The following is a 25457-nucleotide window of genomic DNA, read 5'->3' as shown; positions in this document are numbered from 1 at the left end:
TTCAGGCCCGGTCGTAGGCCAGCAGGCTGATGCCGATGTAGTGCACCACGAACGCGGCGATGGTCAGGGTGTGGAAGATCTCGTGGAACCCGAACCACTTGGGCCAGGGGTTCGGCCGCTTGAACCCGTAGACCAGGGCACCGACGGTGTACAGGCCGCCGCCGGTGACCAGCAGCACCAGGACGGCGGTGGGCGCCTCCTCGCGGAACTGGTCCCAGTACAGGACGGCGGCCCACCCGAGCAGGACGTACAGCGGGACGTACAGCCACCGGGGCGCCCCCACCCAGAAGATGCGGAACGCCACCCCGACGAGCGCCCCGCCCCACACCAGGCTCAGCATGATGAACGCCTCCCTGGACTCCAGCAGGAGCAGCGAGAAGGGGGTGTAGGACCCGGCGATCAGCAGGAAGATGTTGGCGTGGTCGATGCGCTTCCAGATCACGCGGGCCTCGTCGGACCACGTCCGCGTGTGGTACAGCGCGCTGCAGGTGAACAGCGCCAGTGCCGAGACCATGAACACGGCGGCCCCGGCCCTGACGACCACGTCGTCGGCGATGACCATCATGACGAGGAACGAGAAGAAGGCGAGGGGCGCGACCGCCGCGTGCAACCAGCCGCGCAGCTTCGGCTTGATCTCCTCCAGGTTGACCCCCAGCCGCGACACGACGTCCGAGCCGGTGTGGTCCGGCTCCGCGTGGTCGGGGTCGAGGGTCGGGCCGCCGGACGGGATCATGCGTTTACCCTAGCCGCATGGGACTCAGCCAGGTCGCGTACGGAGCGTACGAGAGGCGGCTCACGCGACGGCTCGACCCGCGGCGCCTGCCGCACCACGTGGGGGCGATCGTCGACGGGAACCGGCGGTGGGCCAAGGGCGCCGACCTCGACCTCGAGCGGGGGTACCGGGCCGGCGCGGCGAAGGTCGACGAGTTCCTCGGCTGGTGCGACGACCTCGGGGTGCAGATCGTCACGTTCTGGGTGTTGTCGACCGACAACCTGCAGCGCTCGCCCGAGGAGGTCCGCAGCATCCTGGGCGCGGTGGAGGACCTGGTCGACCGGCTGTCGGCCGACGGCCGCTGGCGGGTCGCCATCATGGGCAGCCTCGACCTCCTCCCGCCCGAGTCCGCCACGCGGCTGCAACGGGCGGCGGACTCCACCGCCGGGCACGAGGGCCTGCGCGTGAACGTGTGCGTCGGGTACGGCGGACGGCAGGAGCTCACCGACGCGATTCGGTCGTTGCTGCTGGAGCAGGCCGCGAAGGGGCGGGACCTCACCGAGGTCGCGGAGACGCTCGTGGTCGACGACATCGCCGAGCACCTCTACACCAAGGGACAGCCCGACCCCGACCTCGTCATCCGCACGTCCGGCGAGCAGCGGCTGTCGGGGTTCCTGCTCTGGCAGAGCGTGCACTCGGAGTTCTACTTCTGCGACGCCCTGTGGCCGGCCTTCCGCCGGGTGGACCTGCTGCGGGCCATGCGGTCCTACGCCGCCCGCCAGCGTCGCTTCGGCACCTGACCGAGCGAGCACCCCACGATGCGTGACGTTCGTGGTCGATTCCTCCACGCGAACGAACAACAACGTCACACATCGCGGGGAGATGCGCGTCGCGGTCGGTGGGCGATCTGTTCACATCGTCGTTACCGCGAGGTCGGGCGTGTCGCCCGTCGACGGAGCGCCGGCAGGCTTACGTTCGAGACGTGTTGATGCTCGCCCCTGAGCCCGACCGCCCCACTCGCACCTGACGACGAGGGCCGGCGCAGGGTGCGCGCAGGCTCGGTAGGAGACAGCCGTGGCTGATCTGACGAGTACACCGCGCACGTACGTCCTGGACACCAGCGTCCTGCTGGCCGACCCGGCCGCCATCTACCGGTTCCACGAGCACGAGGTCGTCGTGCCGGTCGTCGTCATCACCGAGCTGGAGGCCAAACGGCATCACCCCGAGCTGGGGTACTTCGCCCGGTCCGCCCTGCGCTACCTGGACGACCTGCGGGTCCTGCACGGCACCCTGGACGCTCCGCTGCCGATCGGCGACGAGGGCGGCAGCCTGCGCGTCGAGCTCAACCACATCGACTCGTCCTCGCTGCCCGCCGGGTTCCGTCTGGGCGACAACGACACCCGCATCCTGTCGGTCGCGAAGAACCTGTCCGACGAGGGGCATCACGTGACCCTCGTGTCCAAGGACCTGCCGATGCGGGTGAAGGCCTCGGCGGTCGGCCTGACCGCGGAGGAGTACCGGGCCGAGCTCGCGCTGGAGTCCGGGTGGACCGGCATGCGGGAGCTGGAGGTCGACAGCATGGACCTCGACGACCTCTACGAGCACGGGGTGCTCGACCTGGCGGAGGCCCGTGAGCTGCCGTGCCACACCGGCCTGGTGCTGGTGTCCGACAAGGGCAGCGGACTCGCCCGGGTCACCCCCGACAAGCAGGTGCAGCTCGTGCGCGGCGACCGCGACGCGTTCGGCATCCACGGCCGGTCGGCCGAGCAGCGCATCGCCCTGGACCTGCTGCTGGACCCCGAGGTCGGCATCGTGTCGCTCGGCGGTCGCGCGGGGACCGGCAAGTCGGCGATGGCCCTCTGCGCCGGCCTCGAGGCGACGATGGAGCGCGGCCTGCACAAGAAGGTCGTCATCTTCCGCCCGCTGTACGCCGTCGGCGGCCAGGAGCTCGGCTACCTGCCCGGCAGCGAGTCCGAGAAGATGGGCCCGTGGGGCCAGGCGGTCTACGACACCCTCGGCGCCGTCACCTCTCCGGCGGTCATCGACGAGATCCTCGACCGCGGGATGCTCGAGGTCCTCCCGCTCACCCACATCCGCGGCCGGTCGCTGCACGACTCGTTCGTCATCGTCGACGAGGCCCAGTCGCTGGAGCGCAACGTGCTGCTCACGGTGCTGTCGCGGATCGGGGCCAACTCCAAGGTGGTGCTGACCCACGACGTCGCCCAGCGGGACAACCTGCGGGTCGGGCGCCACGACGGCGTCGTCGCGGTGGTCGAGAAGCTCAAGGGACATCCGCTGTTCGCGCACGTCACCCTGACGCGCTCCGAGCGGTCCCCGGTCGCCGCCCTGGTCACCGAGATGCTGGAGGACGTCACCCTCTGAGCACCGCTCCCGGGCCGACCGTTGTTAGTGTTCTGGCGTACTTGAGTGCTCCGGGGGGAACCACCATGGCCGACCTGTTCATCGACGCCGACGTGATCGGCCGGACGAAGTCACGGCTGACGTCGGTCACGGACCTGCTCGACGGTCCGTGCCGAGCGATGCGCGACCTGCCGCGCGACGCCGTCGCTCAGGCCCGGCTGCGGGACAAGCTCGGAGAGTTCGGCGACGAGTGGGAGTGGGGCATCGGCAAGCTGGGCGAGTTCTCCGGCGCGGCCTCGGACGGCCTCGGGCAGATCCTCGAGGCCTTCTCCGAGGCCGAGGACGAGCTGAAGGCCGTCCTCGACGAGGCCGGGGAGCAGTCCCGATGAGCCGGCCCGCGTTCGAGGGTCTCGGGTTCGACCCGGCGCCCGGTGACCTGCGTCTCGTCGACTCCGCGACCCGTGACCTGCGGGACACCGTCCGTGCCCTCGAGGAGGTCGACCGCGTCCTGCGGTCGGACCGCGACGGCGAGTGGGTCGGGAAGGCGGCCGAGGCCTTCCGGGAGATGGTCGGCGAGGAGCTCGCCCCGCGGGTCACCCAGGCGCTGACCAGCTTCGACGGGGCGTCGAGGGCGATGCTCGACTGGGCGAGCCGCCTCGAGGACTTCCAGCGACGGGCCGACGTGCTGGAGGCACGTGCCCGGGAGGCCCGCGCAGCCGTCTCCTCCGCCCAGGCCGCGGTCGACCATGCACCGTCCCCCGACCCGGCGCCGCCCGGCGGGCCCCCGGCCGACGACCCGATGACGCCGCTGCGGACCCGGCTCAGCGGCGCCAACACCGAGCTCGAGGGCGTCCTGATCGACGCCCGCTCCCTGGCGGACGAGGTCGAGGAGGCGGCCGGCGGGACCGCCGACCGGCTGTCCACCTCGGCCGGCTCCGCCCCGGACGAGCCGGGCCTGTTCGAGCGCATCGGGGACGCGCTGAAGGACATGGCGACCTGGGTGCTCGACGAGTTCGAGTGGTTGATCGACTTCATCGAGACCGTCCTGCCGTACCTCGTGTTCGCGTTGGCGATCGTCGCCATGTTCGTGCCCGGCCTCAACATGCTGGTCCTGGGGCTGGCGCTCACGATGATCGCCGTCGACGTCATCCAGGCCATTGCCGGCGAGGGGAGCTGGGGAGACGTCCTGCTGGGCGTCGGCCTGCTCGCGCTGGGCGCCGGTCTCGGTCAGATCGCGTCCCGGGCCATGGCGGCGCAGGGCAATGCGTTCCGGATCGTCGTCAACTCACCCGGCCTGGTGAGCAACACCGGCCGGGTCATCCCGGGCACGGCCACCGCCGTCATCCGCTTCAGCCCCAACATCCACAACATGGCAGGGCTGGTCCAGTCCATCAGCAAGGTCTCCGAGGCCTACACCAGTGCTCCGCCGAACCTGCGACCCGTCTTGCCGACGTGGCCGCCGGGATCGCGCCGATGACGGCGGGCGTACCCGTCGGGACCCCGTCCGAACCCTGGGAGTTCCGCGCCCAGGTGCCACCCGGCTACATCGAGCTGGTGCACCACGAGACCGACGACGACATGCTCGCGTTGTTCGACGAGATGCTGCAGCCGCACGCCGACCAGCTCTCCGACGCCGACCTGGGCGCCACACGGACCCAGCTGGTCTCGGCGCGACGTCTCCTGTCGTCGTCGGGACTCCAGATCGGCGGCGTCCTCATGACGGCGTGGGAGGGGCGGGCCACGACGTGGCTCTACGGCGTCTGGTTGCTGCACGTCGAGAGCGACGTGGGACTGAACCCCGTCGGGCTCGTCGAGCGGGTCCTCGGAGGAGTGCTCGGTGGCGGCGGGTCGCCGGTCGCCTCGCTGCTGTCCGACGTCGTCCAGGAAGACTTCGAGCTGCTCGGCGGTCGGGTCGGGTCGAGCCTGTACGCCGTCGCCGACACGACCGCCCTGACCCCGCCCGCGGGCCTCGAGGGGGTGGACCTCCCCACCTCCGCCGGCCTGGTGCTCGCCGCGGTCCCCGTCCCCGAGCTGCCCGAGGTCGCTGCCCTCGTGGTGGGCGCCGCGCCCACGGTCGAGGAGCGCGGCGCGATGGCGGTGTTCGCCAGCGGCATCGCGCACACCGCCCACCTGATGCCCGACGACCCGCAGGTCGAGGCCCGTCCGGTCGAGATCTCGATCCTCGACGCCTTCGGGATCGCTCGATGACCGGGGCACCGCGGCCCGACCTCGCGCCTCCGCCGCGCGAGTGGAGCTCGCGCGGGGTCATGGTGCGCGAGCGGAAGGTCGCCCTCGCGGCCCTCGAGCGCGAGGCGTGGCTGGACCGGCGGCGGCCCGCCCGCGGAGCTGCCGCACTGGCGCTGCTGATGCTGGGGCAGGTGCTCGGCGGCGCCACCATCTCGGTGGCGAACTTCGACGACTCCGGCGAAGCGGCCCTCGTCGGCGTGATCCTGCTGGTGTGCGCGGCCGCCATCGCGGCCGGCCTGTGGCTCGGCCTCCGGGTGTGGCGGGAGGGGCGTCGGGTGGTCGATGCGCTGGTCGCCTGGGAGGAGGTCATCGACCTCGTCCCCGTGGACGGCAGCTTCGTCCCCGTCGAGGACCGGGAGATCCAGGACGCCGCCGACGACGACGAACGGCGGTCGATCCGCCGGCGCAACTGGGTCCGCTTCCGCGCCCGCACGTTCCAGTTCTCGCAGATGCCGCGGATCGCCCTCGCGGTCCTGATGGCCCTGCCCGGCATCGCGATCGTCGGAGGATTCGTCCGGGCCCTGGCCGCCGGACCGCCGGTCCCCTCCGAGGCCGTCGGCGCCCTGCTGCCGGGCCTCACCCTGCTCGTCTTCGCGGCCGTCGTGTTCGGGGGCATGCAGCGATTCAGTTCGGCGGTCTTCCGCCGTTGGCGCCGCATGCGACGCATGGATCGAGAGATCCACGACGAGCGCGGCCGGCGACGACCGCAGCAGGGCGGTCGAGAGTCGCCCTGACCGGCCCGGGGGGTCCGTCGTGCACCCTGAACCTGCCCGGCCGGTGTGGCACAGTGTCCCCGTGAGAGCGAGGGGAGCGGTCGCGAGGTTGTCGTGCGCGCTGGCACTGGTGTCGGTCGCCGCCTGCGCCGACGACCCCGCTCCTCGGGTGCCAGTGGTGCAGTGGGCGACTCCGCCCGACCGCGCAGACCTCACACCCCTGGCCGACGCCTGCACCGAGGCGGCCGGCGGGTCGTACCGCATCGAGATCGAGACCTTGCCCGACGACGTCGGGCTGCGACGCATCGAGATCCTCGACCGGCTGCGGGCCCGCGACGGCTCGATCGACCTGGTCGGGGTCGACACCTCCCTGACGACCGAGCTGGCGGAGGCCGACCTGCTCGCCCCGCTGCCCGAGGAGGTGCTGTCCAGCCTCGACGGGTCCACCCGGCCGGAGGCACTGGCCGCGTCGACGGTCGGCGACACCGTCGCCACCGCCCCGTGGTGGTACGAGCCGTACCTGCTCTGGTACCGCGGTTCGCTCGCCGAGCGGGCCGGCCTCGACGTCACCGCGCCCATCACGTGGGACGAGCTGATCACTGCCACCGCCCGGCTGGGCGGCACGCTGCAGATCGCCGACGCGGACGGTCTGGGCACGTCGGCCTGGCTGACGGGACTGGTGGCGTCGGCGGGCGGGGACGTCGTGACCGACCTCGACTCCGCTGCCGGTGAGCAGGCCGCGGCGGTCGTGCGCCTCTACGCCGATGCCCGGATCGGACCTGGACCCTCACCCGACTCGCTCGCGGCGTTCGCCGGTCCGACGGGCGCGTTCCTCGTGGCACCGGCGTCGGTCGAGGCCGACCCCGAGCTCGCGATCGTCTCGGCCGAGCTGTCGAGCACCGGCTACCCCGTGATCGACCCGAGCACCGCCGCTGCTCCCCTCACGGGTGTGGGGCTGGCCGTCCCACGGGGCGCCACCGATCCGGCCGCCGCCTTCGAGGCGATCACCTGCCTGACCAGCGCGGAGTCCGCCGAGCGGCTCGCCGACCTGACGGGGCACACCCCCGCCCAGCGCACCGGCGACGAGGTGGTGCTCGCGCCGGACGCCGACCCTGTCGACCTCCCCGACCCCCGCGCCGACGTGGTCGGCGACGCGCTCGCCGGCGGGGTGCCCGAACCGGCCGTGGCGCAGTTCGACGCCTTCCGTCGGTCCGTGGACGACCGGTGGTCGCCCGTCACGGCCGTCGTCGGCGCCACACCGGCGCGCACGGCCGCCGAGATCCGTTCGGCCCTCGCCGGGGACCTGCGATGAGGGCCCGCTTGCGCAGCCTCCGGGGACCCGGCCTGCTGGTCGTGCCCGCTGCCCTGCTCGTCGTCGTGCTCGTCGGCCTTCCGGTGGTCCGCCTGGTGTGGTCGGCTGCCGGACCGGGCGGATCCGCCGGTGTCGACGAGTTCGTGACGGTCCTCGGGTCCGGGGTGTGGTGGACCGCCGTGGGCGTCGGCGCTGCCGTGGCCGTCGCCGTGGCGCTCGTCCAGCTCACGCTCGCGCTCGCGTTCGCGGGTGCCCTGCGGCACGTGGAGTCGGTCTGGCCCGTCGCGCGGATCCTGCTCCTGCTGCCGCTGGGGTTCTTCGGCGTCGTCACGGCCTTCGCCTCGGGGGCGGCGGTCGACGGCGGATTCGTGGCGACGTGGTTCGAGCTCGACGACCCCGGCCCGACCACCCGGCTCGCGGCCGTTGCCGCGGGTGAGGCGTGGCGGACGCTCGGTGTCGTCACCGTGATCGTCTACCTGGGCCTGGCCCGCGTGCCCCGACGCGTCATGGACCAGGCGGTCGTCGACGGCATGACGCCGTGGCAGCGCTGGCGTCGGGTGGTGCTCCCGATCGCCGCCCCGGCCCTGGCCCTCGCTGCGGTGTACCGGGTGCTCGACTCGTGGCGCCTCGTGGACGGCCCGATCCTGGCCGACCGCACCGGCGACGTCACGCGCACCGCCCCACTCGTCGTGTGGGACACCGCGTTCGGGTCGTACGACACCGCGCTGGCCGCGGCCGCGGCGATCGTGCTGCTGGTGCTGAGCCTGGTCCTCGCGACCGCGGCTGCGTTCGCGCTGCGGGGGGTGGCCAGACGATGACGCCCACCGTGCGCTCCCGGCTCCTCGCCGCGGGCGTGGCGTTCCTCGCCGGCTTCGGCCTGGCGAACTACGCCATCTTCCGTGTCCCCCCGCCGGACCAGTGGTTGTGGGTCGGCTTCGCCGCGGTGCTCATCGCCACCAGTGCCTGGGCCGTCGTGATCTCCGACAGTCCGCGGCCGGTCTCGGTGTGGGCCGTCATCGGGCTGGAGTTCTTCACCCTGCTCACCCTGGTTCCGCTGCTCTGGGTCGTGACCCTCGCCGTGACCCCCGGGGATGCCGTCCCGACGGCCTTGGTGCCCGAAGGCTGGGACCTCTCGGCCTTCTCGGACCTGCGGCAGTCGGCCGACCTGCGCGGGGCGGCTCTCACCTCGGTGCTCGCGGCGGCCCTGGCCACCGCGGTGGCGATCCCCGTGGGGCTGGCCGCGGCCGTCGGGCTCTTCCGCTCCGGGTCGCGAGCGGCCCGGTGGTCCAGGGTCGCGGTGGCCGGCCTCCTGATGGCGCCCCTGGTGGTCCTGGCGGTCGCCGCGGAGGACCTCGCCGTCCGGGCCGAGCTGGTCGACCGGGTCTGGGTCGTGGGCGTCGCGCAGAGCGTCATCACCGTCCCGCTCGCCACGTGGATGTTCGTCCGTCTCCTGCGCTCGTCCCCGTGGAACCTGGTCGAGGCAGCACGGGCCGACGGCGCCCGGCGCCGGACGGTCCTCCTGCGGGTGTGGCTGCCGTCCGCCGGGCCGAGCGTGCTGGTCGTGGCCCTCACGGTGTTCGTCGTCGCCGCGCAGGACCTGGTCCTCGGCGCTGCACTCACCGCCTCTCCCGGATCGGCCACCCTGCCCAGCGCCCTGCTGTCCCTGCCCGTCGCCCCGGAGTCGGTGTCACTGGCCGCGGCCGCCGGCCTGGTGTGGCTCGTCCCGACGGCCCTGGCGCTCGTCGTGCTCTCCCGTCCCCTCACCCGACTTCTGGGAAGATCGTCCTGATGACTTCTGTGCACCTGCGCCACGTCTGCGTCCCGGGTTCCGGTGACGACCAGCTGCTCGCCGACGTCGACCTCGATGTCGAGGAGGGCACGACACTGGCGGTGGTCAGCCCCTCGGCCGCGACGCGAGCGGCGTTGCTGCGTGCCGTGGCCGGCCTGGAACGCACCGCCACCGGGGAGATCTCCTTCGGCGACGACGACGTGTCGGCCGAGGACCCGCGGGGGCGGGACGTCTCGGTGGTGTTCGCCGACCATGCCCTGTACCCGCACCGCGACGTGCTCGACAACCTCACGGCCAGCGCCACGGTGCGCAAGGGCACCGACACCGAAGCCCTGGCCGAGCAGGTCGAGCAGGTGGTGGAGCAGCTCGCGCTGTCCGAGCTGCTCGACCTGCGACCGGCCGACCTCACCGACGAGCAGCAGCAACGGGTGGCCCTCGGTCGGGCCCTGGTGCGGGAGGCCCGGCTCTACCTGTTCGAGGAGCCGTTCGCCGCTCAGGCCGAGCGGGTCCGGCCCCACGTGCGATCCGTCGTGCAGCAGTGGCAGGTCGAGCGGGGCCGCACCTCGCTGGTCGCCACGGCCTCGGTCAGCGAGGCCCTGGCGATGGCTGACCTGATCGCGGTGCTGCACCGCGGTCGGGTCCACCAGGTCGGTACCGCGCGGGAGGTCTACGCGCGCCCCTCCGACCTCTTCGTCGCCTCCTACCTCGGGATGCCGCCGATGAACCTGCTGCCGGGTCTGGTGCACGAGGGCCGCGTCGAGACGCCCGTCGGGACCGTCGCGCTGTCGCAGGCGCAGATCGACGGCGTCGGCGACCGTCGAACCGTGATCGTGGGAGTCCGGCCCGAGCACTGCCTGGACGCGACGCGCGGCGGTGTCGACGTCAGCGGAGGGTTCGACGGCACGACCCGGGTGGACGAGGTCGAGTGGCGCGGGGACACCCAGCTGGCGTTCCTCGGGTTCGAGGTCGAGCCGGAGGTGGACGAGGCGCTGGAGGCCATCGAGGAGTTCTACGGCTTCGACCTGTTCCAGCACTTCCTGGTCGTCCGGATCGACGCCGGGGGCGAGCTGGAGGCCGGCATGTCCATGCACGTGGTGGTGCCTCCCGAGCACGTGAGCCTGTTCGACGCCCAGACCGGTGCCAATCTCGCCGTCGTCGACTGAGGCCGTCGGGCGCCGCGGAGCGCTCCTCGTCACCTCGGTCGCGCTGCTGACCGGGGCGGCCCATGCGGTGCTCGCGGTGCGCCAGTTCGAGCGCTTCGAGCTGCGGTCGTGGGACAACGCGATCTTCGAGCAGGCGTTGCGGGGCTACGCCGGCTGGGGCGCGCCGATCGTCGACGTCAAGGGTCCGGGGTTCCACGTGCTGGGCGACCATTTCTCGCCGATCTACGCCGTGCTCGCACCGGTGTACCGGCTGGTCCCGGCGGCCCAGACGCTCCTGCTCGCCCAGGTGCTGCTGCTCACCGTCTCGACGCTGGTGATCGGCCGGCTGGCGCTGCGTCACCTGGGCCCGGTGGTCGCGGTGGGCACCACGGCTGCCTACGGACTGTCCTTCGGTCTGCAGTCGGCGGTGGTGGCGGAGTTCCACGAGGTCGCCTTCGGGGCACCCCTGCTCGCGCTGGCCGGGGCGGCCTGGGTGGACCGGCGACCCGACCGGGTCGTGCTGTGGTCGCTCCCGCTGCTGCTGGTCAAGGAGGACCTCGGACTGACCGTCGCCGTCATCGGGGCGGTGCTGTGGTGGGCGGGGGAGCGACGTCGCGGGCTGCTCCTCGTGGCGGCCGGGGTCGTGACCTTCGTGCTGGTGCTCACCGTGGTCCTGCCCGGCTTCAACGCCGAGGGGTCGTACGCGTACACCAGCACCCTCGGCGGCGAGCGCGGCATCGTCGCCACCGTGCTGACCGCCACCGACACCAAGCTGCTGACCCTGCTCCTCACCTTCGCGATCACCGGTCTGGCCGCCCTGTTCTCGCCGTGGGCGTGGCTGGTCGTCCCGACGTTCGCCTGGCGGTTCGCGGGCGACGTCCCGTTCTACTGGGGCACCGAGTGGCACTACTCGGTGCTGCTCATGCCGATCGTCTTCTGCGCGGCGATCGACGCAGCGGTGCAGCGACCGTCCGTGCGCCGGCTGCTGCCCGTGGGCGCGGTCGTGACGGTGGTGACCCTGGCCGGTTCACCCGTCCTGCGGGTGCTGGACGCCGACCTCTACCGCGACCCCCCGCGGGCTGAGGTCGCCCGTGAGGCCATCGAGGCCGTGCCCGTCGGGGCTCCTGTCGTCGCCGACATCGCCCTGCTGACCCACGTGGTGACCGACCACCGGGCCTACTGGCTGGGGACCGTGGGGGACGCCGAACCCCGCCACGTGCTGGTGGACACCACCGCCGGGATCGGTTCGCCGGCCGATCCCGTGGCCTGGGCCGAGGACCGCTTCGGCGGCCGGTGGCGCACCGTCGTCGAGGGTGAGGGCATCGTGCTCGCCTCCCGCACCGACTGACCCGCCCCCCTCAGGGCGGTGGATTCGCGACCGAACTGCCCAGGCGGTGCGGATGCGACCGAATGAGGCTCCAAAAGGTCGCGAATCCACCGCCCGGGTGGGGGCGGGACGGAGCGCGGATCAGGGGTGCGTCATCGACATGACGTCCAACGCGGCGTCGAGGTCGGTCTCGCTGATCTCACCGCGCTCCACGAAGCCCATCTCGATCACGACCTCGCGGATCGTGCGACGTTCGGCCACGGCCTGCTTGGCGACCCGGGCGGCGTTCTCGTAGCCGATGTGCCGGTTGAGCGGCGTCACCACCGACGGTGAGGACTCCGCCAGGAAGAGGCACCGTTCCTCGTCCGCCTCGATGCCGTCGACGCACCGGTCCGCCAGCAGCCGGGACGCGTTGCCGAGCAGCCGCATCGACTCCAGCAGGTTGCGACCGATGACCGGCAGCATCACGTTGAGCTCGAACGACCCCGAGGCGCCGGCGACGGCGATGGTGGCGTCGTTGCCGATGACCTGCGCCGCCACCATGAGGGTCGCCTCCGGCAGGACGGGATTGACCTTGCCCGGCATGATGCTGGACCCCGGCTGCAGGTCCGGCAGACGGATCTCACCCAGGCCCGTGCGGGGTCCCGACCCCATCCAGCGCAGGTCGTTGCAGATCTTGGTCAGGCTCACCGCGACCGCGCGGAGCTGGCCGGACATCTCGACCAGCCCGTCGCGGGCGCTCTGCGCCTCGAAGTGGTCCACCGCCTCGGTCACGGGGAGTCCGGTCGACTCGCGGAGCAGGTCGATCACCCGGGCGGAGAACCCGGCCGGGGTGTTGATGCCGGTGCCGACCGCGGTGCCGCCCAGGGGCACCTCGGCGGTGTGGGGCAGGGCCGACTCGACGCGGGCGATGCCGCGACGCACCTGCATCGCGAAGCCGCCGAACTCCTGGCCGAGGGTCACCGGGGTCGCGTCCATCAGGTGGGTGCGACCGGACTTGACCACGGTCGCGAACTCGGTCGACTTGGCCTCCAGCGCCGTGGCGAGCTGCTCCAGACCCGGGATGAGGTCGTGCGTGGCCGACGCGGTGGCCGCAAGGTGGATCGAGGTCGGGAACACGTCGTTGGACGACTGCGACGCGTTGACGTGGTCGTTGGGGTGCACCTCGCGGCCCAGGGCGCGGGTGGCCAGGGTGGCGATGACCTCGTTGGCGTTCATGTTGCTGGACGTGCCGGACCCGGTCTGGAACACGTCGATCGGGAACTGGCCGTCGTGGGCCCCGGTCGCGACCTCCTGCGCGGCGGCGACGATCGCGTCGGCGATGTCGCGGTCGATCACGCCCAGCTCGCCGTTGGCCTGCGCCGCAGCCCCCTTGATCTGGGCGAGGGCACGGATCTGCGCCGACTCGAGCGGGGTGCCCGAGATGGGGAAGTTCTCGACGGCTCGCTGCGTCTGGGCGCGCCAGAGTGCGTCGGCGGGCACGCGGACCTCGCCCATGGTGTCGTGCTCGGTGCGCCACTCGGTGGTGTTGTCGGTCATGCGGCCACGGTAGCCTCGGACCCCCCGGGTCCCGCTACTCGGCGCTGCGCACCCGGATGCCGCCGAGCGGCACGGTCACGGTGCCCCCCGGGTCCGTGAAGAAGTCGTTGCCCTCGCCGTCGACGACGATGAAGGCGGGGAAGTTCTCGACCTCGATCTTCCAGACGGCCTCCATGCCCAGCTCGGGGTACTCGATGACCTCCTGGCTGCGGATGCAGTCCTGGGCGAGCCGGGCGGCCGGTCCGCCGATCGATCCCAGGTAGAAGCCCCCGTGGGTCCGGCACGCGTCGGTCACGGCCTTGCTGCGGTTGCCCTTGGCCAGCATGACCATCGATCCGCCGGCGGCCTGGAACTGCTCCACGTAGGAGTCCATCCGGCCGGCGGTGGTGGGACCGAACGAGCCCGACGCCATCCCCTCGGGTGTCTTGGCCGGTCCGGCGTAGTACACCGGGTGGTCGCGCAGATACGCCGGCATCTCCTCGCCGGCGTCGAGCCGCTCCTTGATCTTGGCGTGGGCGATGTCGCGTGCCACGACCAGGGGACCGGTGAGCGACAGTCGTGTCTTGACCGGGTGCTGCGCCAGCTGGGCCAGGATCTGCTCCATCGGGCGGTTGAGGTCGACCTCGACGACCTCGCCGCCGGAGATGTCCTCGGCGACGCCCGCGTCGGGCATGTACTGGGCCGGATCGGTCTCGAGCTGCTCCAGGAACACGCCGTCGGCGGTGATCTTGCCGAGCGCCTGGCGGTCCGCCGAGCACGACACGGCGATGGCGACGGGGCAGGAGGCGCCGTGTCGGGGCAGGCGGACCACGCGGACGTCGTGGCAGAAGTACTTGCCGCCGAACTGCGCCCCGATGCCGAACGACTGGGTCAGCTCGAACACCTGCTGCTCCAGCTCGAGGTCGCGGAATCCGTGCGCGCTCATCGAGCCCTCGGTCGGCAGGTCGTCGAGGTAGTGGGCGCTGGCGTACTTGGCGGTCTTCAGGGCGAACTCGGCGCTCGTGCCGCCGATGACGACTGCCAGGTGGTACGGGGGGCAGGCCGCGGTGCCGAGACTGCGGATCTTCTCGTCGAGGTAGGCCAGCAGGCGCTCGGGGTGCAGGACCGCCTTGGTCTCCTGGAACAGGAAGGACTTGTTGGCCGAGCCGCCGCCCTTGGCCATGAAGAGGAACTTGTAGGCCGGTCCGCCGTCGGGCTCCGGCGCCGAGTACAGCTCGATCTGGGCCGGCAGGTTGGTACCGGTGTTCCTCTCCTCGAAGGTCGTCAACGGAGCCAGCTGGCTGTAGCGCAGGTTGAGCCGGGTGTAGGCGTCGTAGACGCCGCGGCTGATCCACTCGGCGTCGTCGGCCCCGGTCAGGACGCCCTCGGACTTCTTGCCCATGACGATGGCGGTGCCGGTGTCCTGACACATGGGCAGCACCCCGCCGGCCGAGATGTTGACGTTCTTGAGCAGGTCCAGCGCGACGAAGCGGTCGTTGCCCGACGACTCCGGGTCGTCGATGATGCGGCGGAGCTGGGCAAGGTGGGCCGGCCGGAGGTAGTGGCTGATGTCGTGCATCGCCTCGGCGGTCAGCTGCTGGATGACGGCCGGGTCGACCTGGAGGAAGGTCCGACCGTCGACCTCGACGGTGCGGACCCCCTCGGTGGTCACCAGGCGGTACGGCGTGGTGTCCGGTCCGGTGGGGAGGAGGTCGGAGTACAGGAAGTCAGCGTCGGGCACGCCCCGACGATACCGGCGTCAGGCCCGCCGTGGTCCGCGGGCGGCGAACACCCAGTAGGACTCCTGGCGCCCTTGGAGCCGCACCGGGTGCTCGGTCACGGCGACGTCGGCGAAGGCTGCGGAGAGGGTCGACCGCAGGGGCGGGGAGTCGGCCATCGACCACACGGCCAGGACGCCGTCGTCCCGCAGGCGGTCGGCGCAGGTCGTGACGAAGTCGGTCCCGTAGACGGCCGCGTTGGTCTCGTGCACCAGGAAGTCCGGACCGTTGTCGACGTCGAGGCAGATCGCGTCGAGATCGCGGGCCGGACGCGACGTGACCGCGCGGCGGACGTCGTCGACCTCCACGACGCAGCGCGGGTCGGCGAGCAGCTCGGCGCCGGGCACGGTGCCGTCCCGCATCCAGGCGACGAGGTCGGGCTCGAGCTCGACGACGGTCGCCCGGGTCAGGTCAGGGTCGGCGAGCAGCTCGGCGAGCGTGAAACCGAGCCCGAGTCCCCCCACGAGCACGTCGCGCGCTCCGGCGTCGAGCACCGCCCGGGCCAGCAGTCGTTCGGAGCCGGTCTCGACGTCGTCCATGACGAACACGCCGCCCACGCGCAGCTCCAGCGCTCCGTCGTCGCGCCGCCGCACCTGTGCACCCACCCCGACGGTCTACCACCGTGGTGACCGGGATCTCGAGCGGAGCCGCAGATGCGGAGATAGAGTTACCTTCATGCCGAATCTGAGGATCAGCGATGCAGCCGTCTTCCTGGGCGTCAGCGACGACTCGGTCCGGCGATGGATCGACGCCGGCGAGCTGGCGTCGTCCGTCGATGCCGCCGGGCGCAAGGTCGTCGACGGCCACGAGCTGGCGCTCTTCGCCCGCGACCGCACCCGGACCGTGGAGGACCCGACCGGGATCGGCAGTTCGGCGCGCAACCGGTTCGTCGGGCTCGTGACCGACATCCGGCTCGACGCCGTCATGGCCCAGGTGGAGCTGCAGTGCGGCCCCTTCCGCGTCGTCTCGCTGATGAGCAGCGAGGCGGTGACCGACCTCGGTCTCGAGCTCGGGTCGATCGCCACGGCGGTCGTCAAGTCCACCCACGTGATCGTGGAGACGCCCGGGGGACACTCATGAGGCGACTCCTCCTGACCGCAGCCGTGCTGTTCGCGACCACGTCCTGCGGGTCGGACCCGGGGGCTGCCGAGGAGGTCACCCTGACCGTGTTCGCCGCGGCGTCCCTGACCGCGACCTTCGAGGAGATCGCCGAGGAGTTCGAGTCCGCGAACGAGGGCGTGACGGTCCGGCTGAGCCTCGCGGGGTCGTCGGACCTCGTGGCGCAGCTCCAGCAGGGGGCGCCCGCCGACGTGTTCGCGTCGGCCGACGAGCGCACCATGGCGAAGGCGACCGACGACGACCTCATCGACCCGGCACCCCGGATCTTCGCCACCAACACCCTCGTGATCGCGACCCCGCCGGGCAATCCGGCCGGCATCGCGGGACTCGCGGACCTGGCCGACGAGGCGCTCAACGTCGTGGTCTGCGCCCCCGAGGTGCCGTGCGGCGCCGCCACCGAGCGCGTCGGGACGGCCGCCGGCGTGGAGATCTCCGCCGACAGCGAGGAGCAGTCCGTGACAGACGTGCTCGGCAAGGTCCGCAGCGGTGAGGCCGACGCGGGACTGGTGTACGTGACCGACGCCGCCGGCGCGGGCGACGACGTCGAGCGCCTCGCGTTCGCCGAGTCGGGTGCTGCCGTGAACCGCTACCCGATCGGTGTCGTCGCCGGCAGCCCGAACGCCGACCTCGCGGCAGCCTTCGCCGCTTTCGTGCGGGGTACCACGGGGCAGCGGATCCTCGGCGCGGCCGGATTCGGGTTGCCGTGACCGCCACGGTCGGGTCGGGTCTGCCGCGGTGGGTGTTCGTCCCGGCTGCGGTCGGAGCGCTGTTCGTGGTGCTCCCGCTGGTCGCCATGGCCTCCCGGGTCCAGTGGTCGGAGTTCGCCCAGCTGGTGACCTCGGAGTCGTCGAGGGCCGCACTCGGGCTGAGCCTGCGGACCTCCCTGAGCGCCACCGGACTGTGCGTGCTGCTGGGGGTCCCGATGGCGCTGGTGCTGGCGCGGACGAGCTTTCGCGGTCAGGCGGTCCTGCGGTCGCTCGTGCTGCTGCCGCTGGTGCTGCCGCCGGTCGTGGGCGGCATCGCCCTGCTCTACACCTTTGGCCGGCAGGGCCTGCTGGGGGAGACCCTGGACCTGTGGGGGCTGCAGATCGCCTTCTCGACCACCGCGGTCGTCATCGCGCAGACCTTCGTGGCCCTGCCGTTCCTGGTCGTGAGTCTCGAGGGCAGCCTGCGGACGGCCGGGCACCGCTACGAGCAGGTGGCAGCCACCTTGGGCGCCCGACCGACCACGGTCCTGCGCCGGGTGACGATCCCGCTGGTGCTGCCCGGTCTGGTCTCCGGGGCGGTGTTGTCGTTCGCCCGCGCCCTGGGCGAGTTCGGGGCGACGCTCACCTTCGCCGGCAGCCTGCAGGGGACCACCCGGACCCTGCCGCTGGAGGTCTACCTGCAGCGCGAGACCGATCCGGACGCGGCGGTGGCGCTCTCGCTGGTGCTGGTGGTGGTCGCGGTGCTCGTCGTCGGGCTGGCCTCCCGGTCCAGGAGCGCGGCATGACCCTGCACGCCGAGATCGTCCTGACCGCTCGCGACGTCTCCGTGGCGGTCGACGTCGGCGACGGCGAGACCGTCGCCCTGCTGGGACCCAACGGTGCGGGCAAGTCCAGTCTCCTGGGTGCGGTCGCCGGGCTCCTGCGGCCCGACGCCGGTGTGGTCGTGCTGGACGGGCGGGTCCTCGTCGACGACTCGACCTGGGTGCCGCCGCACGCGCGCGGGGTCGCGATGCTCGCGCAGGACCCGCTGCTGTTCCCCCACCTGACGGCGCTCCACAACGTCGCCTTCGGTCCGCGCAGCACCGGCCACGGTCGTGCGGAGGCGACCCGGAGGGCGCGGGAGTGGCTCGAGGCACTGGACGTGGGCCACCTGGCCGACCGTCGACCGGCCGAGCTGTCCGGGGGCCAGGCGCAGCGGGTCGCGCTCGGTCGGGCGCTGGCGGCCGAACCGCGGCTGCTGCTGCTGGACGAGCCGATGGCTGCCCTCGACGTCGCGGTGGCCCCGCAGCTGCGACAGGTGCTGCAGACGGTGCTGCATGACCGCACCACGGTCGTGGTGACCCACGACCCGCTCGACGCGCTCCTGCTCGCCGACCGGGTGGTCGTCATCGAGGCGGGTCGGGTCGTGGAGTCCGGGCCGACGCGTGAGGTGCTGGCGCGTCCTCGGAGTGCGTTCGCGGCTCGCATCGCGGGGCTCAACCTCGTGAGCGGGAGGGTGGTCACCGGCGGGGTGCGGACCCGGGAGGGGTCGGTGGTCGCGGGCGTCGCCGCTCCCGGTCTGGCCGCCGGGTCCGACGCGGTCGCCGTGTTCAGCCCCGCCGCCGTGGCGGTGCACCGGGATCCGCCGGGCGGCAGTCCGCGCAACGTGCTGCCGGTCCGCGTGACCGAGCTGGAGCCCCGCGGAGAGCTGGTGCGGGTGCGGGCCGGCGACCTGAGTGCCGACGTCACCCTGTCGGCGGCCGCCGACCTGGCACTCGTCCCGGGCACGCCGGTGCTGTTCGTGGTCAAGGCCCGGGAGGTCGCCCTGCACCCCGCGGGCCTCCGTGCCGACTGAGCACCTCACGGGACTCGGGCGGGAGCGCGTTCAGGCGCGGGCAGCGGTGTCGACGATCGCGTCGACGTAGGTGTCCCACAGGGCCGGCGGCAGGTCGTGCCCCATCTGCGGGACCTCGATGAGCTCGGCTCCCGGCACCGCCCTGGCCGTCGCAGCGCCACCGGAGCGGTGCACGAGCTTGTCGGCGAGGCCGTGGATCACGGTCGTCGGGACCGTCACGCGGGCGAGGTCCGCGGTGCGGTCGGGCTGGGTCAGCACGGCCAGCATGTGCCGCAGCACCCCGCTGGCGATCCAGCCCCGGTCGTAGGTGACCTCGGCGCGTCGGCGGGCGGCACCCGGATCCGGCGGGTAGCCGGGGGAGCCGATCAGCTCGCCGGACCGGATCGCCGCGGCGATGTAGTCGTCGCGGGTCGGGCCCGACCGTCCGAGCAGGTTGGGGACCAGGCTCGGCTGCTGCCACCCGACGGTGCGCCGGCCGGTCGTCGACATGATCGACACCAGGGACGCGACCCGTGCCGGGTGGGCGATGGCCATGGTCTGCGCGATCATGCCGCCCATCGACACGCCCGTGACGTGGGCCCGGTCGATGCCGAGGTGGTCGAGCAGCCCGATCGCGTCCTCGGCGAGGTCACCGATGGAGTAGGGCGCGGCCCCGCCCAGCTTCGGTACCAGAGCCCGCAGGAGGTCGGTGCGGCCGACCCGGTGCTGGCGCAGCTTGGTGGACCGCCCGGTGTCACGGTTGTCGTAGCGGACGACGAAGTGCCCCCGAGCCGCGATCATCCGGCAGAGCTCCTCGTCCCACCACCCCATGGGACCACCCAGTCCCATGACGAGCAGGACGGCGGGGTCGCCGGGGTCACCGAACGTCTGGTGGCACAGGTCGATCCCCGACGGCAGGCTCGCGAACTGCTCGTCGGACATCGCGACGGCCGCCGGTCCGGGCTCCTGACGGGGCACGTCAGTGCTCGTAGTCGATGCTGGAGTACGCCTGCAGCTTCGCCAGCCGGTGCTCGCTGGTGATCTTGCGGATCGTGCCGCTGCGGGACCGCATGACGATCGACTCGGTCGTGGCCCGGCCGGCGCCGTACCGCACGCCGTCGAGGAGGTCGCCGTCGGTGATGCCGGTCGCGACGAAGAAGCAGTCGTCGGCGGTCACGAGATCGTCGGTGAGCAGCACCTGGTCGAGCTCGAGGCCGGCGTCGACGGCGCGCTGCCGCTCGTCGTCGTCGGTGGGCCACAGCCGGCCCTGGATCACGCCACCGAGGCACTTCATGGCGACCGCGGTGATGATGCCCTCCGGTGTGCCACCGATGCCGACCAGCAGGTCGACGCCGGTGTCCGGGCGCGCTGCGGCGATCGCTCCGGCCACGTCACCGTCGGTGATGAAGGTGATGCGCGCGCCGGTGTCGCGGATCTGCTGCACGAGGTCGGCGTGGCGTGGGCGGTCCAGGACGCAGACGGTGACGTCGCTGTGCGAGACGCCCTTGGCCTTCGCGACCAGGGCGATGTTCTCGGCGACGGGCAGCCGGATGTCGACCACGTCGGCCGCCTCTGGTCCGGTGGCGAGCTTCTCCATGTAGAACACCGCCGAGGGGTCGTACATCGATCCGCGGGGCGCGACGGCCATGACGCTGATGGCGTTGGGCATGCCCTTGGCGGTCAGGGTGGTGCCGTCGATCGGGTCGACGGCGACGTCGCACTCCGGCCCGGTGCCGTCACCGACCTCCTCGCCGTTGAACAGCATGGGGGCGTCGTCCTTCTCGCCCTCGCCGATGACCACGACGCCACGCATCTGCACGGTGTTGATGAGCGCTCGCATGGCCGCGACGGCCACGCCGTCGGCGCCGAGCTTGTCGCCCCGGCCCACCCAGCGTCCGGCGGCCATGGCCCCGGCTTCGGTGACCCGGACGAGGTCGAGGGCGAGGTTGCGGTCGGGGGCCTGAGCGGCGGGCTGGAGTTCTTCCACCCCGAAACCATACCGTCGGGCGAGCGGCGCCCCCGCCACCTCCCGCGGGTCGTCGCGTGGGCGCCCGCTCGTCAGCCGGTGGAGATGCTGACGGCCGGACCGGTCGCGGTCGATGCGACCCAGCCGGCGTCGGACTCCCGTGCGCTCCAGGTGCGGCCCTCGAAGCTGACCGATCCGATCCGCAGGCGGGACGCGTTCGCCACGGCGTAGTGCGCGACCGACCAGCCCGCGGCCGAGATCAGCTCGGGGGACCCGGACGGGGTCACCGACACGACGTCGTCAGCGACCGTGGCAGCCAGCGGACCGAAGGCGGCATCGAGGTCGGCCGCCACGTCGGCGGCGTCCCCCGGACCGGTCGGGTCGATGCTGCAGGAGAACGCCGCCGGGCTGAAACCTCGCAGGGCCGATGCGAGCGCCCTGGACCGGTCCTCGTGCTGCGCGTAGGCGTCGGGGAAGCCCGACCGCTGGACGGCCTGCGCGGCCACGGTGATCTCGAGGTCCTCGTAGCCGGGAACCTGCACGAGCCCGTCGTAGAACTTCCCGATCGCGTAGACGGGGTCCAGGATCTGCTCCACCGACCCCCAGCCCTGGGACGGCCTCTGCTGGAAGAGCCCCACGGAGTCACGGTCGCCGTAGTCGATGTTGCGGACCTTCGACTCCTGGAACGCCGTCGCGATGGCGATGGTGGTGGCACGCGGCGGCAGTCCCCGTTCGACCGCCATCGCGGACATGAGCGAGGCCCACCGGGCCTGCTCCAGGTCGACGCGGGTGCGCGTCTCGCCCACCGTGGCGCTGCAGCTCTCCGCCCGCAGGGGCCCGCGGTCGCTCATCGTGAGGGCGACGAACGACGCCGCGGCGACCAGGGCGCCCACGACGATCCACCGGACGGGCACGACGGACGGTCAGTTCGCGTGGAGCTCGGCGTTGAGCTCGATGCCGGTGCGACCGTGCCGCGGCCGGGCCTCGACGGCGCCGGTCTCGGAGTTGGTGAGGAACAGCAGACCGTCCTGGCCCGACAGCTCGGCAGCCTTCACGACGCTGCCGTCCGGCAGCGTGACGCGGGTGCCCGCGGTGACGTAGCAGCCGGCCGCGACGACGCAGTCGTCACCGAGCGAGATCCCGATGCCGGAGTTCGCGCCGAGCAGACTGTTCTCGCCGATGCTGATGACCTGGCTGCCGCCGCCCGACAGCGTCCCCATGATCGAGGCCCCGCCCCCGACGTCGGAGCCGTTGCCGACGACCACACCGGCCGAGATGCGGCCCTCGACCATGGCGTGTCCGAGTGTCCCGGCGTTGAAGTTGACGAAGCCCTCGTGCATCACCGTGGTGCCCTCGGCGAGGTGGGCGCCGAGCCGGACCCGGTCGGCGTCGCCGATGCGGACGCCGGAGGGGACGACGTAGTCGGTCATCCGCGGGAACTTGTCGATGCTGGTCACGGCGACGTGCTGCCCGGCGGCGCGGGCCCTGGCGCGGGTGCGCTCGAAGCCGTCGACGGCGCAGGGACCGATCGACGTCCACACGACGTTGGTGAGCAGCCCGAACTGGCCGTCGAGGTTGAGGCCGTGCGGTCGGACCAGCCGGTGGGACAGCAGGTGGAGGCGCAGGTAGACGTCGTACGGGTCGGTCGGGGCGACGGCGAGGTCGTCGACGACGGCGTGCACCACCGCGCGTCGGACCTCTCGGACGGGGTCGACGCCCTCCAGGGCCGTGAGCATGTCGGGCTCGTGCTCGTGGCCGGCGGGCGCACCGAGCCGGGGCTCGGGGTACCAGACGTCGAGGACGTCGCCGTCCTCGGTCAGGGTGGCGAGGCCGAAGGCGTGGGCTCCGGGATGCTCGGTGGTCATGGGTCCACGGTATCGAGGCCGAACGAATGCTGACGCCACGCCTCGTAGACCGCGACCGACGCGCAGTTGGCCAGGTTCATGGACCGGCGGCCCGGGAGCATCGGCAGCCGGAGCCGGTCGGTGACCCGCGGATCGTCCATCACCTCGCCCGGCAGACCCGTCGGTTCCGGGCCGAACAGCAGCACGTCACCGGGCCGGTACCGGACGTCGGTGTAGACCCGCTCGGCCTGCGCCGTGAAGGCGAAGACCCGTGCCGGGAGCAGGTGGTCCCACGCTGCGTCGAGGTCGGCGTGCACCGTCACGACGGCGAGGTCGTGGTAGTCCAGTCCGGCCCGCCGCAGCTTGGTGTCCTCCAGGTCGAACAGCGGGTCGACCAGGTGCAGCTCGCTGCCGGTGGCCGCGGCGAGGCGGATCGCGCTGCCGGTGTTGCCGGCGATGCGTGGTTCGAAGAAGCAGATGCGGAACACGGCCCGAGCGTACGGTCCGACGATCCGAGCGGGGGCCACCCCCGCGTGCCGCTAGGGTGTGCGCCATGTCGAAGCTTGCCAAGGTCCACGTCACGCACCAGTTCACGTCCGACCCGGCCACCGTGTTCGCGGCGCTCTCCGAGCACGAGAACCTCGCCTCGATCTTCCCCGCCAGGATCACCCGGGTGCGCAACGGGCACGACTCCCGCAACGGCGCCGGCTCGGTCCGCCGGCTCAAGATCGGCCCTCTGCCCGCGTTCGAGGAGACGGTCATGACCGCCGAGGAGCCTGCGCTGATCGAGTACCGCATCACCAAGGGCAGCCCTCTGAAGTCCCACCGCGGCGTGCAGCGGCTCACCCCCACCGCCGACGGCGGCACCCAGCTGGACTACACGATCGAGTTCGCCGCTCCCGTGCCCGGCCTGGCGAAGGTCGTCGCGCTGGCGCTCACGCAGTCGATCACCTCGGGTCTGCCGAAGCTCGCGCCGTAGACCCACGGAGCACCAGCAGCGGTCGCGTGACCGGGTGCCGGTGACAGGACTTGAACCTGCACGTCCGAGGACACAGGATCCTAAATCCTGCGTGTCTACCAGTTCCACCACACCGGCCCGGCCCCCAGCCTAGCCAGACCCCGTCCGTCAGCCGTCGAGCCCGAGGTCGCGTCGCAGCTTCGCCACGTGTCCGGTCGCCTTGACGTTGTAGGCGGCGTGCGTGACGGTGCCGTCCGGGCCCACGACGATCGTCGAGCGGATGACGCCCTGGACGACCTTGCCGTAGAGCTTCTTCTCGCCGAAGGCTCCCCAGGCGGTCATGACCTCCTTGTCGGGGTCCGACAGCAGCGTGATCGTGAGGGAGTCGCGCTCGCGGAAGGCTGCGAGCTTCGCGGGGGGATCGGGCGAGATGCCCACGACGGTGTGGCCGGAGGCCTGCAGGTGGTCCAACGACTCGGTGAAGTCGCAGGCCTGCTTGGTGCACCCGGGGGTCATCGCGGCGGGATAGAAGTACACGATCACCGACCCGCCCCGCAGGTCCGAGAGCGTGACCTCCTGTCCGGAGTCGTCGGACAGGGTGAAGTCCGGAGCGGGGTCGCCTGCCTGCAAACGCGTCGTCATGGGTCCTATCCTTGCCCACGGGGGCCGTCCGGTCCCTGTGAGGTCGAGGGAACGAGGACATCGTGGGCAACGCCGAGACGAAGAACCTGGTCGAGGAGATCGACGATCTTCGTGATCATCTGGCCGACACCATCGACGAGCTCATCGACCGGACCAGCCCCAAGTCGATCGCCCGACGGGCCCTCGAGCGCGTCAAGGCGCGGTTCGTCGACGAGTCCGGGTCCCCGCGGCTCGAGACGATCGTGCCGGTCGTCGCCGCCGTCGCCGGCACCGTCGCCGCGGCCGTGGTCATCCGCCGTCTGACGAACTGACGAGGGGCGGGCGGTCCGTGGACCGCGGCGACGGTCGGGTGCGTCGACTGCGGCACCTGCGGAGCAGCGAGCCGTGGCCGGTCCGGCTCGCCACGCTGCGTCGCCGGTGGCGGCTGGTCACGCGGTTGAGCGTCTCGACCGCAGCGGCCTACGGCATCTCGACCCACCTGCTCGGCCACGAGCAGGCGTTCTTCGCGCCGATCGCGGCGATCATCACGATCATTGCCGGCGCCGGTCAGCGGTGGCGCACCCTGCTGGAGCTGGTCGCGGGCGTGGCGGTCGGGGTGCTCGTCGGTGAGCTGCTGATCCTCACGATCGGCCGCGGGGTGTGGCAGATCGCGCTCGTGGTCGCCCTGACGGTGGCGGTGAGCACGCTGGTCGGCATCAAGGGACTCGCCCTGACCCAGGCCGCCAACTCCGCGGTGCTGCTGGCCGCCGTGCTGCCCGTCGCCGGCGCGGGCGATCCCGCCGTCACCCGGTTCCTCGACGCCCTCGTGGGCGGAATCTGCGGCATCGCGATGGTGCTGCTGCTGCCGCGCAACCCCGTGCGCGACATCGATGCGCAGGTGCAGATGCTCCTGGCCCGCCTGGCCGACGTCCTCACCCGCACCGCCGAGGCGGTACGCAGCGGTGACGCCGGTCTGGCCGACGCGGCGCTCGCCGACGCCCGTGGTGCCCAGGGCCTCATGGACGACGTCGCCTCGACGGCGCACAACGTCGCCGAGATCGCCCGGATGTCGCCGGTGCGGTGGCGGCAACGCACCCAGCTCGTGCGGTACGTCGGGTCGGTCAGCGACCTGGACAACGCGCTGCGCGACTCGCGCGTGCTCGCGCGGCGGGTCGGCTCGATGCTGCGGCACGGCGAGCGGGCACCGGTCGGCACCGACGAGGCGATCGACGTCCTCGCCGCCGCCGTGGCGATCTACGCCGACGACCTGTCCGAGCGAGACGACTTCCTCGAGGCGCAGGAGAAGCTGGTCGCGGCGGCCCGGCTGGCCGTCACGAGCCTCACCGGGGTCATGACCCTGAACTCCGCCGCGGTCGCCGCGCAGGTGCGGTCGCTCGCGGCCGATCTGCTCTACGCCAGCGGCGTCACCCGCGACGAGATCGACCGGGCGCTGGACTTCGACTGAGCGGCTCCGCTACCGTGCTGGAGTCGCCCGACCGGGCGACACCCCGATCACCCAGGAGGTGGAAC

Annotated in this window: 28 protein-coding genes and 1 tRNA gene; 18 read left to right on the top strand and 11 right to left on the bottom strand. The window is 72.2% G+C overall.

Annotated features, from left to right (window positions below):
• Position 1: 1 nt before the first annotated feature.
• Positions 2 to 733, bottom strand: coding sequence for a PAQR family membrane homeostasis protein TrhA (gene trhA / locus HMPREF0063_RS09305; protein WP_007078408.1), 732 nt, complete (start codon positions 731 to 733; stop codon positions 2 to 4).
• A 17-nt stretch (positions 734 to 750) separates the two neighbouring features.
• Here trhA and HMPREF0063_RS09300 point away from each other — a divergent pair, with 17 nt between their 5' ends.
• From HMPREF0063_RS09300 to HMPREF0063_RS09250, 11 genes are all read left to right on the top strand, one after another.
• Complete coding sequence (locus HMPREF0063_RS09300; RefSeq protein WP_007078407.1) at positions 751 to 1512, top strand: isoprenyl transferase; 762 nt, start codon at positions 751 to 753, stop codon at positions 1510 to 1512.
• 274 nt (positions 1513 to 1786) lie between these two features.
• On the top strand, positions 1787 to 3094 hold the full coding sequence (phoH2, locus tag HMPREF0063_RS09295; RefSeq protein WP_007078406.1) for an RNA 5'-3' helicase PhoH2: 1308 nt from the start codon (positions 1787 to 1789) through the stop codon (positions 3092 to 3094).
• Between the two features lie 65 nt (positions 3095 to 3159).
• A complete protein-coding gene (locus HMPREF0063_RS09290) occupies positions 3160 to 3462 on the top strand; it encodes a hypothetical protein (protein WP_007078405.1) in 303 nt (100 codons plus the stop codon).
• Positions 3459 to 4550: a putative T7SS-secreted protein gene (locus tag HMPREF0063_RS09285; RefSeq protein ID WP_007078404.1), complete on the top strand. Its 1092-nt coding sequence runs from the start codon at positions 3459 to 3461 to the stop codon at positions 4548 to 4550. Before HMPREF0063_RS09290 ends, HMPREF0063_RS09285 begins: the two co-directional genes overlap by 4 nt.
• Positions 4547 to 5281: a hypothetical protein gene (locus HMPREF0063_RS09280; RefSeq protein WP_169309974.1), complete on the top strand. Its 735-nt coding sequence runs from the start codon at positions 4547 to 4549 to the stop codon at positions 5279 to 5281. Before HMPREF0063_RS09285 ends, HMPREF0063_RS09280 begins: the two co-directional genes overlap by 4 nt.
• Positions 5278 to 6054 (top strand): hypothetical protein, encoded by a 777-nt coding sequence (locus HMPREF0063_RS09275; protein WP_156794080.1) that lies wholly within the window; start codon positions 5278 to 5280, stop codon positions 6052 to 6054. The genes HMPREF0063_RS09280 and HMPREF0063_RS09275 overlap by 4 nt, the downstream gene beginning before the upstream one ends.
• Positions 6055 to 6115: 61 nt before the next feature.
• On the top strand, positions 6116 to 7345 hold the full coding sequence (locus HMPREF0063_RS09270; protein ID WP_156794079.1) for an extracellular solute-binding protein: 1230 nt from the start codon (positions 6116 to 6118) through the stop codon (positions 7343 to 7345).
• Between the two features lie 8 nt (positions 7346 to 7353).
• Positions 7354 to 8163 (top strand): ABC transporter permease subunit, encoded by an 810-nt coding sequence (locus HMPREF0063_RS09265; RefSeq protein ID WP_040320218.1) that lies wholly within the window; start codon positions 7354 to 7356, stop codon positions 8161 to 8163.
• Positions 8160 to 9134 (top strand): ABC transporter permease subunit, encoded by a 975-nt coding sequence (locus tag HMPREF0063_RS09260; RefSeq protein ID WP_007078401.1) that lies wholly within the window; start codon positions 8160 to 8162, stop codon positions 9132 to 9134. Before HMPREF0063_RS09265 ends, HMPREF0063_RS09260 begins: the two co-directional genes overlap by 4 nt.
• Positions 9134 to 10297 carry an ABC transporter ATP-binding protein gene (locus HMPREF0063_RS09255; protein WP_007078400.1) on the top strand — a complete coding sequence of 388 codons (1164 nt, stop codon included), beginning with the start codon at positions 9134 to 9136 and terminating at the stop codon, positions 10295 to 10297. Before HMPREF0063_RS09260 ends, HMPREF0063_RS09255 begins: the two co-directional genes overlap by 1 nt.
• A complete protein-coding gene (locus tag HMPREF0063_RS09250; protein ID WP_007078399.1) occupies positions 10272 to 11624 on the top strand; it encodes a DUF2079 domain-containing protein in 1353 nt (450 codons plus the stop codon). Before HMPREF0063_RS09255 ends, HMPREF0063_RS09250 begins: the two co-directional genes overlap by 26 nt.
• Positions 11625 to 11744: 120 nt before the next feature.
• Here HMPREF0063_RS09250 and HMPREF0063_RS09245 read toward each other — a convergent pair whose 3' ends face one another.
• Genes HMPREF0063_RS09245 through HMPREF0063_RS09235 form a run of 3 tightly spaced genes read right to left on the bottom strand, consistent with a single transcriptional unit; the run spans position 11745 to position 15504 of the window.
• Entirely contained in the window at positions 11745 to 13142 is a 1398-nt protein-coding gene (locus HMPREF0063_RS09245; RefSeq protein WP_007078398.1) for a class II fumarate hydratase, read from the bottom strand.
• Between the two features lie 34 nt (positions 13143 to 13176).
• Positions 13177 to 14862, bottom strand: coding sequence for a fumarate hydratase (locus HMPREF0063_RS09240; protein ID WP_007078397.1), 1686 nt, complete (start codon positions 14860 to 14862; stop codon positions 13177 to 13179).
• 18 nt (positions 14863 to 14880) lie between these two features.
• Entirely contained in the window at positions 14881 to 15504 is a 624-nt protein-coding gene (locus HMPREF0063_RS09235) for a spermidine synthase (RefSeq protein ID WP_007078396.1), read from the bottom strand.
• A gap of 70 nt (positions 15505 to 15574) precedes the next feature.
• Between HMPREF0063_RS09235 and HMPREF0063_RS09230 the strand changes: the two genes are divergently transcribed.
• From HMPREF0063_RS09230 to HMPREF0063_RS09215, 4 genes are read left to right on the top strand one after another with little or no spacing between them, the layout of a single operon-like run.
• Positions 15575 to 15979 carry a TOBE domain-containing protein gene (locus HMPREF0063_RS09230; protein ID WP_007078395.1) on the top strand — a complete coding sequence of 135 codons (405 nt, stop codon included), beginning with the start codon at positions 15575 to 15577 and terminating at the stop codon, positions 15977 to 15979.
• Entirely contained in the window at positions 15976 to 16725 is a 750-nt protein-coding gene (gene modA / locus HMPREF0063_RS09225; protein WP_007078394.1) for a molybdate ABC transporter substrate-binding protein, read from the top strand. The genes HMPREF0063_RS09230 and modA overlap by 4 nt, the downstream gene beginning before the upstream one ends.
• On the top strand, positions 16722 to 17510 hold the full coding sequence (locus HMPREF0063_RS09220; protein WP_007078393.1) for an ABC transporter permease: 789 nt from the start codon (positions 16722 to 16724) through the stop codon (positions 17508 to 17510). The genes modA and HMPREF0063_RS09220 overlap by 4 nt, the downstream gene beginning before the upstream one ends.
• The gene (locus HMPREF0063_RS09215; protein ID WP_007078392.1) at positions 17507 to 18559 is read left to right on the top strand and encodes a sulfate/molybdate ABC transporter ATP-binding protein; all 1053 of its coding nucleotides are present in this window, start codon (positions 17507 to 17509) and stop codon (positions 18557 to 18559) included. Before HMPREF0063_RS09220 ends, HMPREF0063_RS09215 begins: the two co-directional genes overlap by 4 nt.
• Before the next feature lie 30 nt (positions 18560 to 18589).
• Here the strand turns inward: HMPREF0063_RS09215 and HMPREF0063_RS09210 are convergent, their stop codons facing one another.
• From HMPREF0063_RS09210 to HMPREF0063_RS09190, 5 genes are all read right to left on the bottom strand, one after another.
• The gene (locus tag HMPREF0063_RS09210) at positions 18590 to 19516 is read right to left on the bottom strand and encodes an alpha/beta fold hydrolase (protein WP_007078391.1); all 927 of its coding nucleotides are present in this window, start codon (positions 19514 to 19516) and stop codon (positions 18590 to 18592) included.
• A gap of 1 nt (position 19517) precedes the next feature.
• The gene (gene glpX / locus HMPREF0063_RS09205; protein ID WP_007078390.1) at positions 19518 to 20525 is read right to left on the bottom strand and encodes a class II fructose-bisphosphatase; all 1008 of its coding nucleotides are present in this window, start codon (positions 20523 to 20525) and stop codon (positions 19518 to 19520) included.
• Between the two features lie 71 nt (positions 20526 to 20596).
• The gene (locus HMPREF0063_RS09200) at positions 20597 to 21418 is read right to left on the bottom strand and encodes a hypothetical protein (protein WP_007078389.1); all 822 of its coding nucleotides are present in this window, start codon (positions 21416 to 21418) and stop codon (positions 20597 to 20599) included.
• 9 nt (positions 21419 to 21427) lie between these two features.
• The gene (dapD, locus tag HMPREF0063_RS09195; RefSeq protein ID WP_007078388.1) at positions 21428 to 22369 is read right to left on the bottom strand and encodes a 2,3,4,5-tetrahydropyridine-2,6-dicarboxylate N-succinyltransferase; all 942 of its coding nucleotides are present in this window, start codon (positions 22367 to 22369) and stop codon (positions 21428 to 21430) included.
• Positions 22366 to 22836: a tRNA (cytidine(34)-2'-O)-methyltransferase gene (locus tag HMPREF0063_RS09190; RefSeq protein WP_007078387.1), complete on the bottom strand. Its 471-nt coding sequence runs from the start codon at positions 22834 to 22836 to the stop codon at positions 22366 to 22368. The genes dapD and HMPREF0063_RS09190 overlap by 4 nt, the downstream gene beginning before the upstream one ends.
• Positions 22837 to 22901: 65 nt before the next feature.
• Between HMPREF0063_RS09190 and HMPREF0063_RS09185 the strand changes: the two genes are divergently transcribed.
• Positions 22902 to 23327, top strand: a complete 426-nt coding sequence (locus tag HMPREF0063_RS09185; protein ID WP_007078386.1) for an SRPBCC family protein — start codon at positions 22902 to 22904, stop codon at positions 23325 to 23327.
• Positions 23328 to 23362: 35 nt separating this feature from the next.
• On the opposite strand, the gene HMPREF0063_RS09180 is transcribed toward HMPREF0063_RS09185, so the two are convergent.
• Both HMPREF0063_RS09180 and bcp read right to left on the bottom strand, forming a co-directional pair.
• Positions 23363 to 23444, bottom strand: a tRNA-Leu gene (locus HMPREF0063_RS09180).
• Positions 23445 to 23474: 30 nt separating this feature from the next.
• On the bottom strand, positions 23475 to 23948 hold the full coding sequence (gene bcp, locus HMPREF0063_RS09175) for a thioredoxin-dependent thiol peroxidase (protein WP_007078385.1): 474 nt from the start codon (positions 23946 to 23948) through the stop codon (positions 23475 to 23477).
• Between the two features lie 62 nt (positions 23949 to 24010).
• Between bcp and HMPREF0063_RS09170 the strand changes: the two genes are divergently transcribed.
• Together HMPREF0063_RS09170 and HMPREF0063_RS09165 are read left to right on the top strand one after the other, a co-directional pair.
• On the top strand, positions 24011 to 24259 hold the full coding sequence (locus HMPREF0063_RS09170; protein WP_007078384.1) for a DUF3618 domain-containing protein: 249 nt from the start codon (positions 24011 to 24013) through the stop codon (positions 24257 to 24259).
• Between the two features lie 17 nt (positions 24260 to 24276).
• The gene (locus HMPREF0063_RS09165; protein ID WP_007078383.1) at positions 24277 to 25392 is read left to right on the top strand and encodes an FUSC family protein; all 1116 of its coding nucleotides are present in this window, start codon (positions 24277 to 24279) and stop codon (positions 25390 to 25392) included.
• Positions 25393 to 25457: the final 65 nt, after the last annotated feature.

The organism is Aeromicrobium marinum DSM 15272, from assembly GCF_000160775.2.
GTDB classification, from domain to species: Bacteria; Actinomycetota; Actinomycetes; order Propionibacteriales; family Nocardioidaceae; genus Aeromicrobium; species Aeromicrobium marinum.
The sequence above is the reverse complement of the archived record's forward strand: the minus strand, read 5'-3'. Positions and strand labels throughout refer to the sequence as shown.

Bases quoted from the DNA above. Each gene is read 5' to 3' on its own strand.
- HMPREF0063_RS09300 (WP_007078407.1), top strand. From the start codon at position 751: ATGGGACTCAGCCAGGTCGCGTACGGAGCGTACGAGAGGCGGCTCACG.
- HMPREF0063_RS09230 (WP_007078395.1), top strand. From the start codon at position 15,575: ATGCCGAATCTGAGGATCAGCGATGCAGCCGTCTTCCTGGGCGTCAGC.
- HMPREF0063_RS09245 (WP_007078398.1), bottom strand. From the start codon at position 13,142: ATGACCGACAACACCACCGAGTGGCGCACCGAGCACGACACCATGGGC.
- HMPREF0063_RS09275 (WP_156794080.1), top strand. From the start codon at position 5,278: ATGACCGGGGCACCGCGGCCCGACCTCGCGCCTCCGCCGCGCGAGTGG.
- HMPREF0063_RS09255 (WP_007078400.1), top strand. From the start codon at position 9,134: ATGACTTCTGTGCACCTGCGCCACGTCTGCGTCCCGGGTTCCGGTGAC.
- HMPREF0063_RS09290 (WP_007078405.1), top strand. From the start codon at position 3,160: ATGGCCGACCTGTTCATCGACGCCGACGTGATCGGCCGGACGAAGTCA.
- HMPREF0063_RS09185 (WP_007078386.1), top strand. From the start codon at position 22,902: ATGTCGAAGCTTGCCAAGGTCCACGTCACGCACCAGTTCACGTCCGAC.
- HMPREF0063_RS09280 (WP_169309974.1), top strand. From the start codon at position 4,547: ATGACGGCGGGCGTACCCGTCGGGACCCCGTCCGAACCCTGGGAGTTC.
- HMPREF0063_RS09260 (WP_007078401.1), top strand. From the start codon at position 8,160: ATGACGCCCACCGTGCGCTCCCGGCTCCTCGCCGCGGGCGTGGCGTTC.
- HMPREF0063_RS09285 (WP_007078404.1), top strand. From the start codon at position 3,459: ATGAGCCGGCCCGCGTTCGAGGGTCTCGGGTTCGACCCGGCGCCCGGT.
- modA (WP_007078394.1), top strand. From the start codon at position 15,976: ATGAGGCGACTCCTCCTGACCGCAGCCGTGCTGTTCGCGACCACGTCC.
- trhA (WP_007078408.1), bottom strand. From the start codon at position 733: ATGATCCCGTCCGGCGGCCCGACCCTCGACCCCGACCACGCGGAGCCG.
- bcp (WP_007078385.1), bottom strand. From the start codon at position 23,948: ATGACGACGCGTTTGCAGGCAGGCGACCCCGCTCCGGACTTCACCCTG.
- dapD (WP_007078388.1), bottom strand. From the start codon at position 22,369: ATGACCACCGAGCATCCCGGAGCCCACGCCTTCGGCCTCGCCACCCTG.
- HMPREF0063_RS09215 (WP_007078392.1), top strand. From the start codon at position 17,507: ATGACCCTGCACGCCGAGATCGTCCTGACCGCTCGCGACGTCTCCGTG.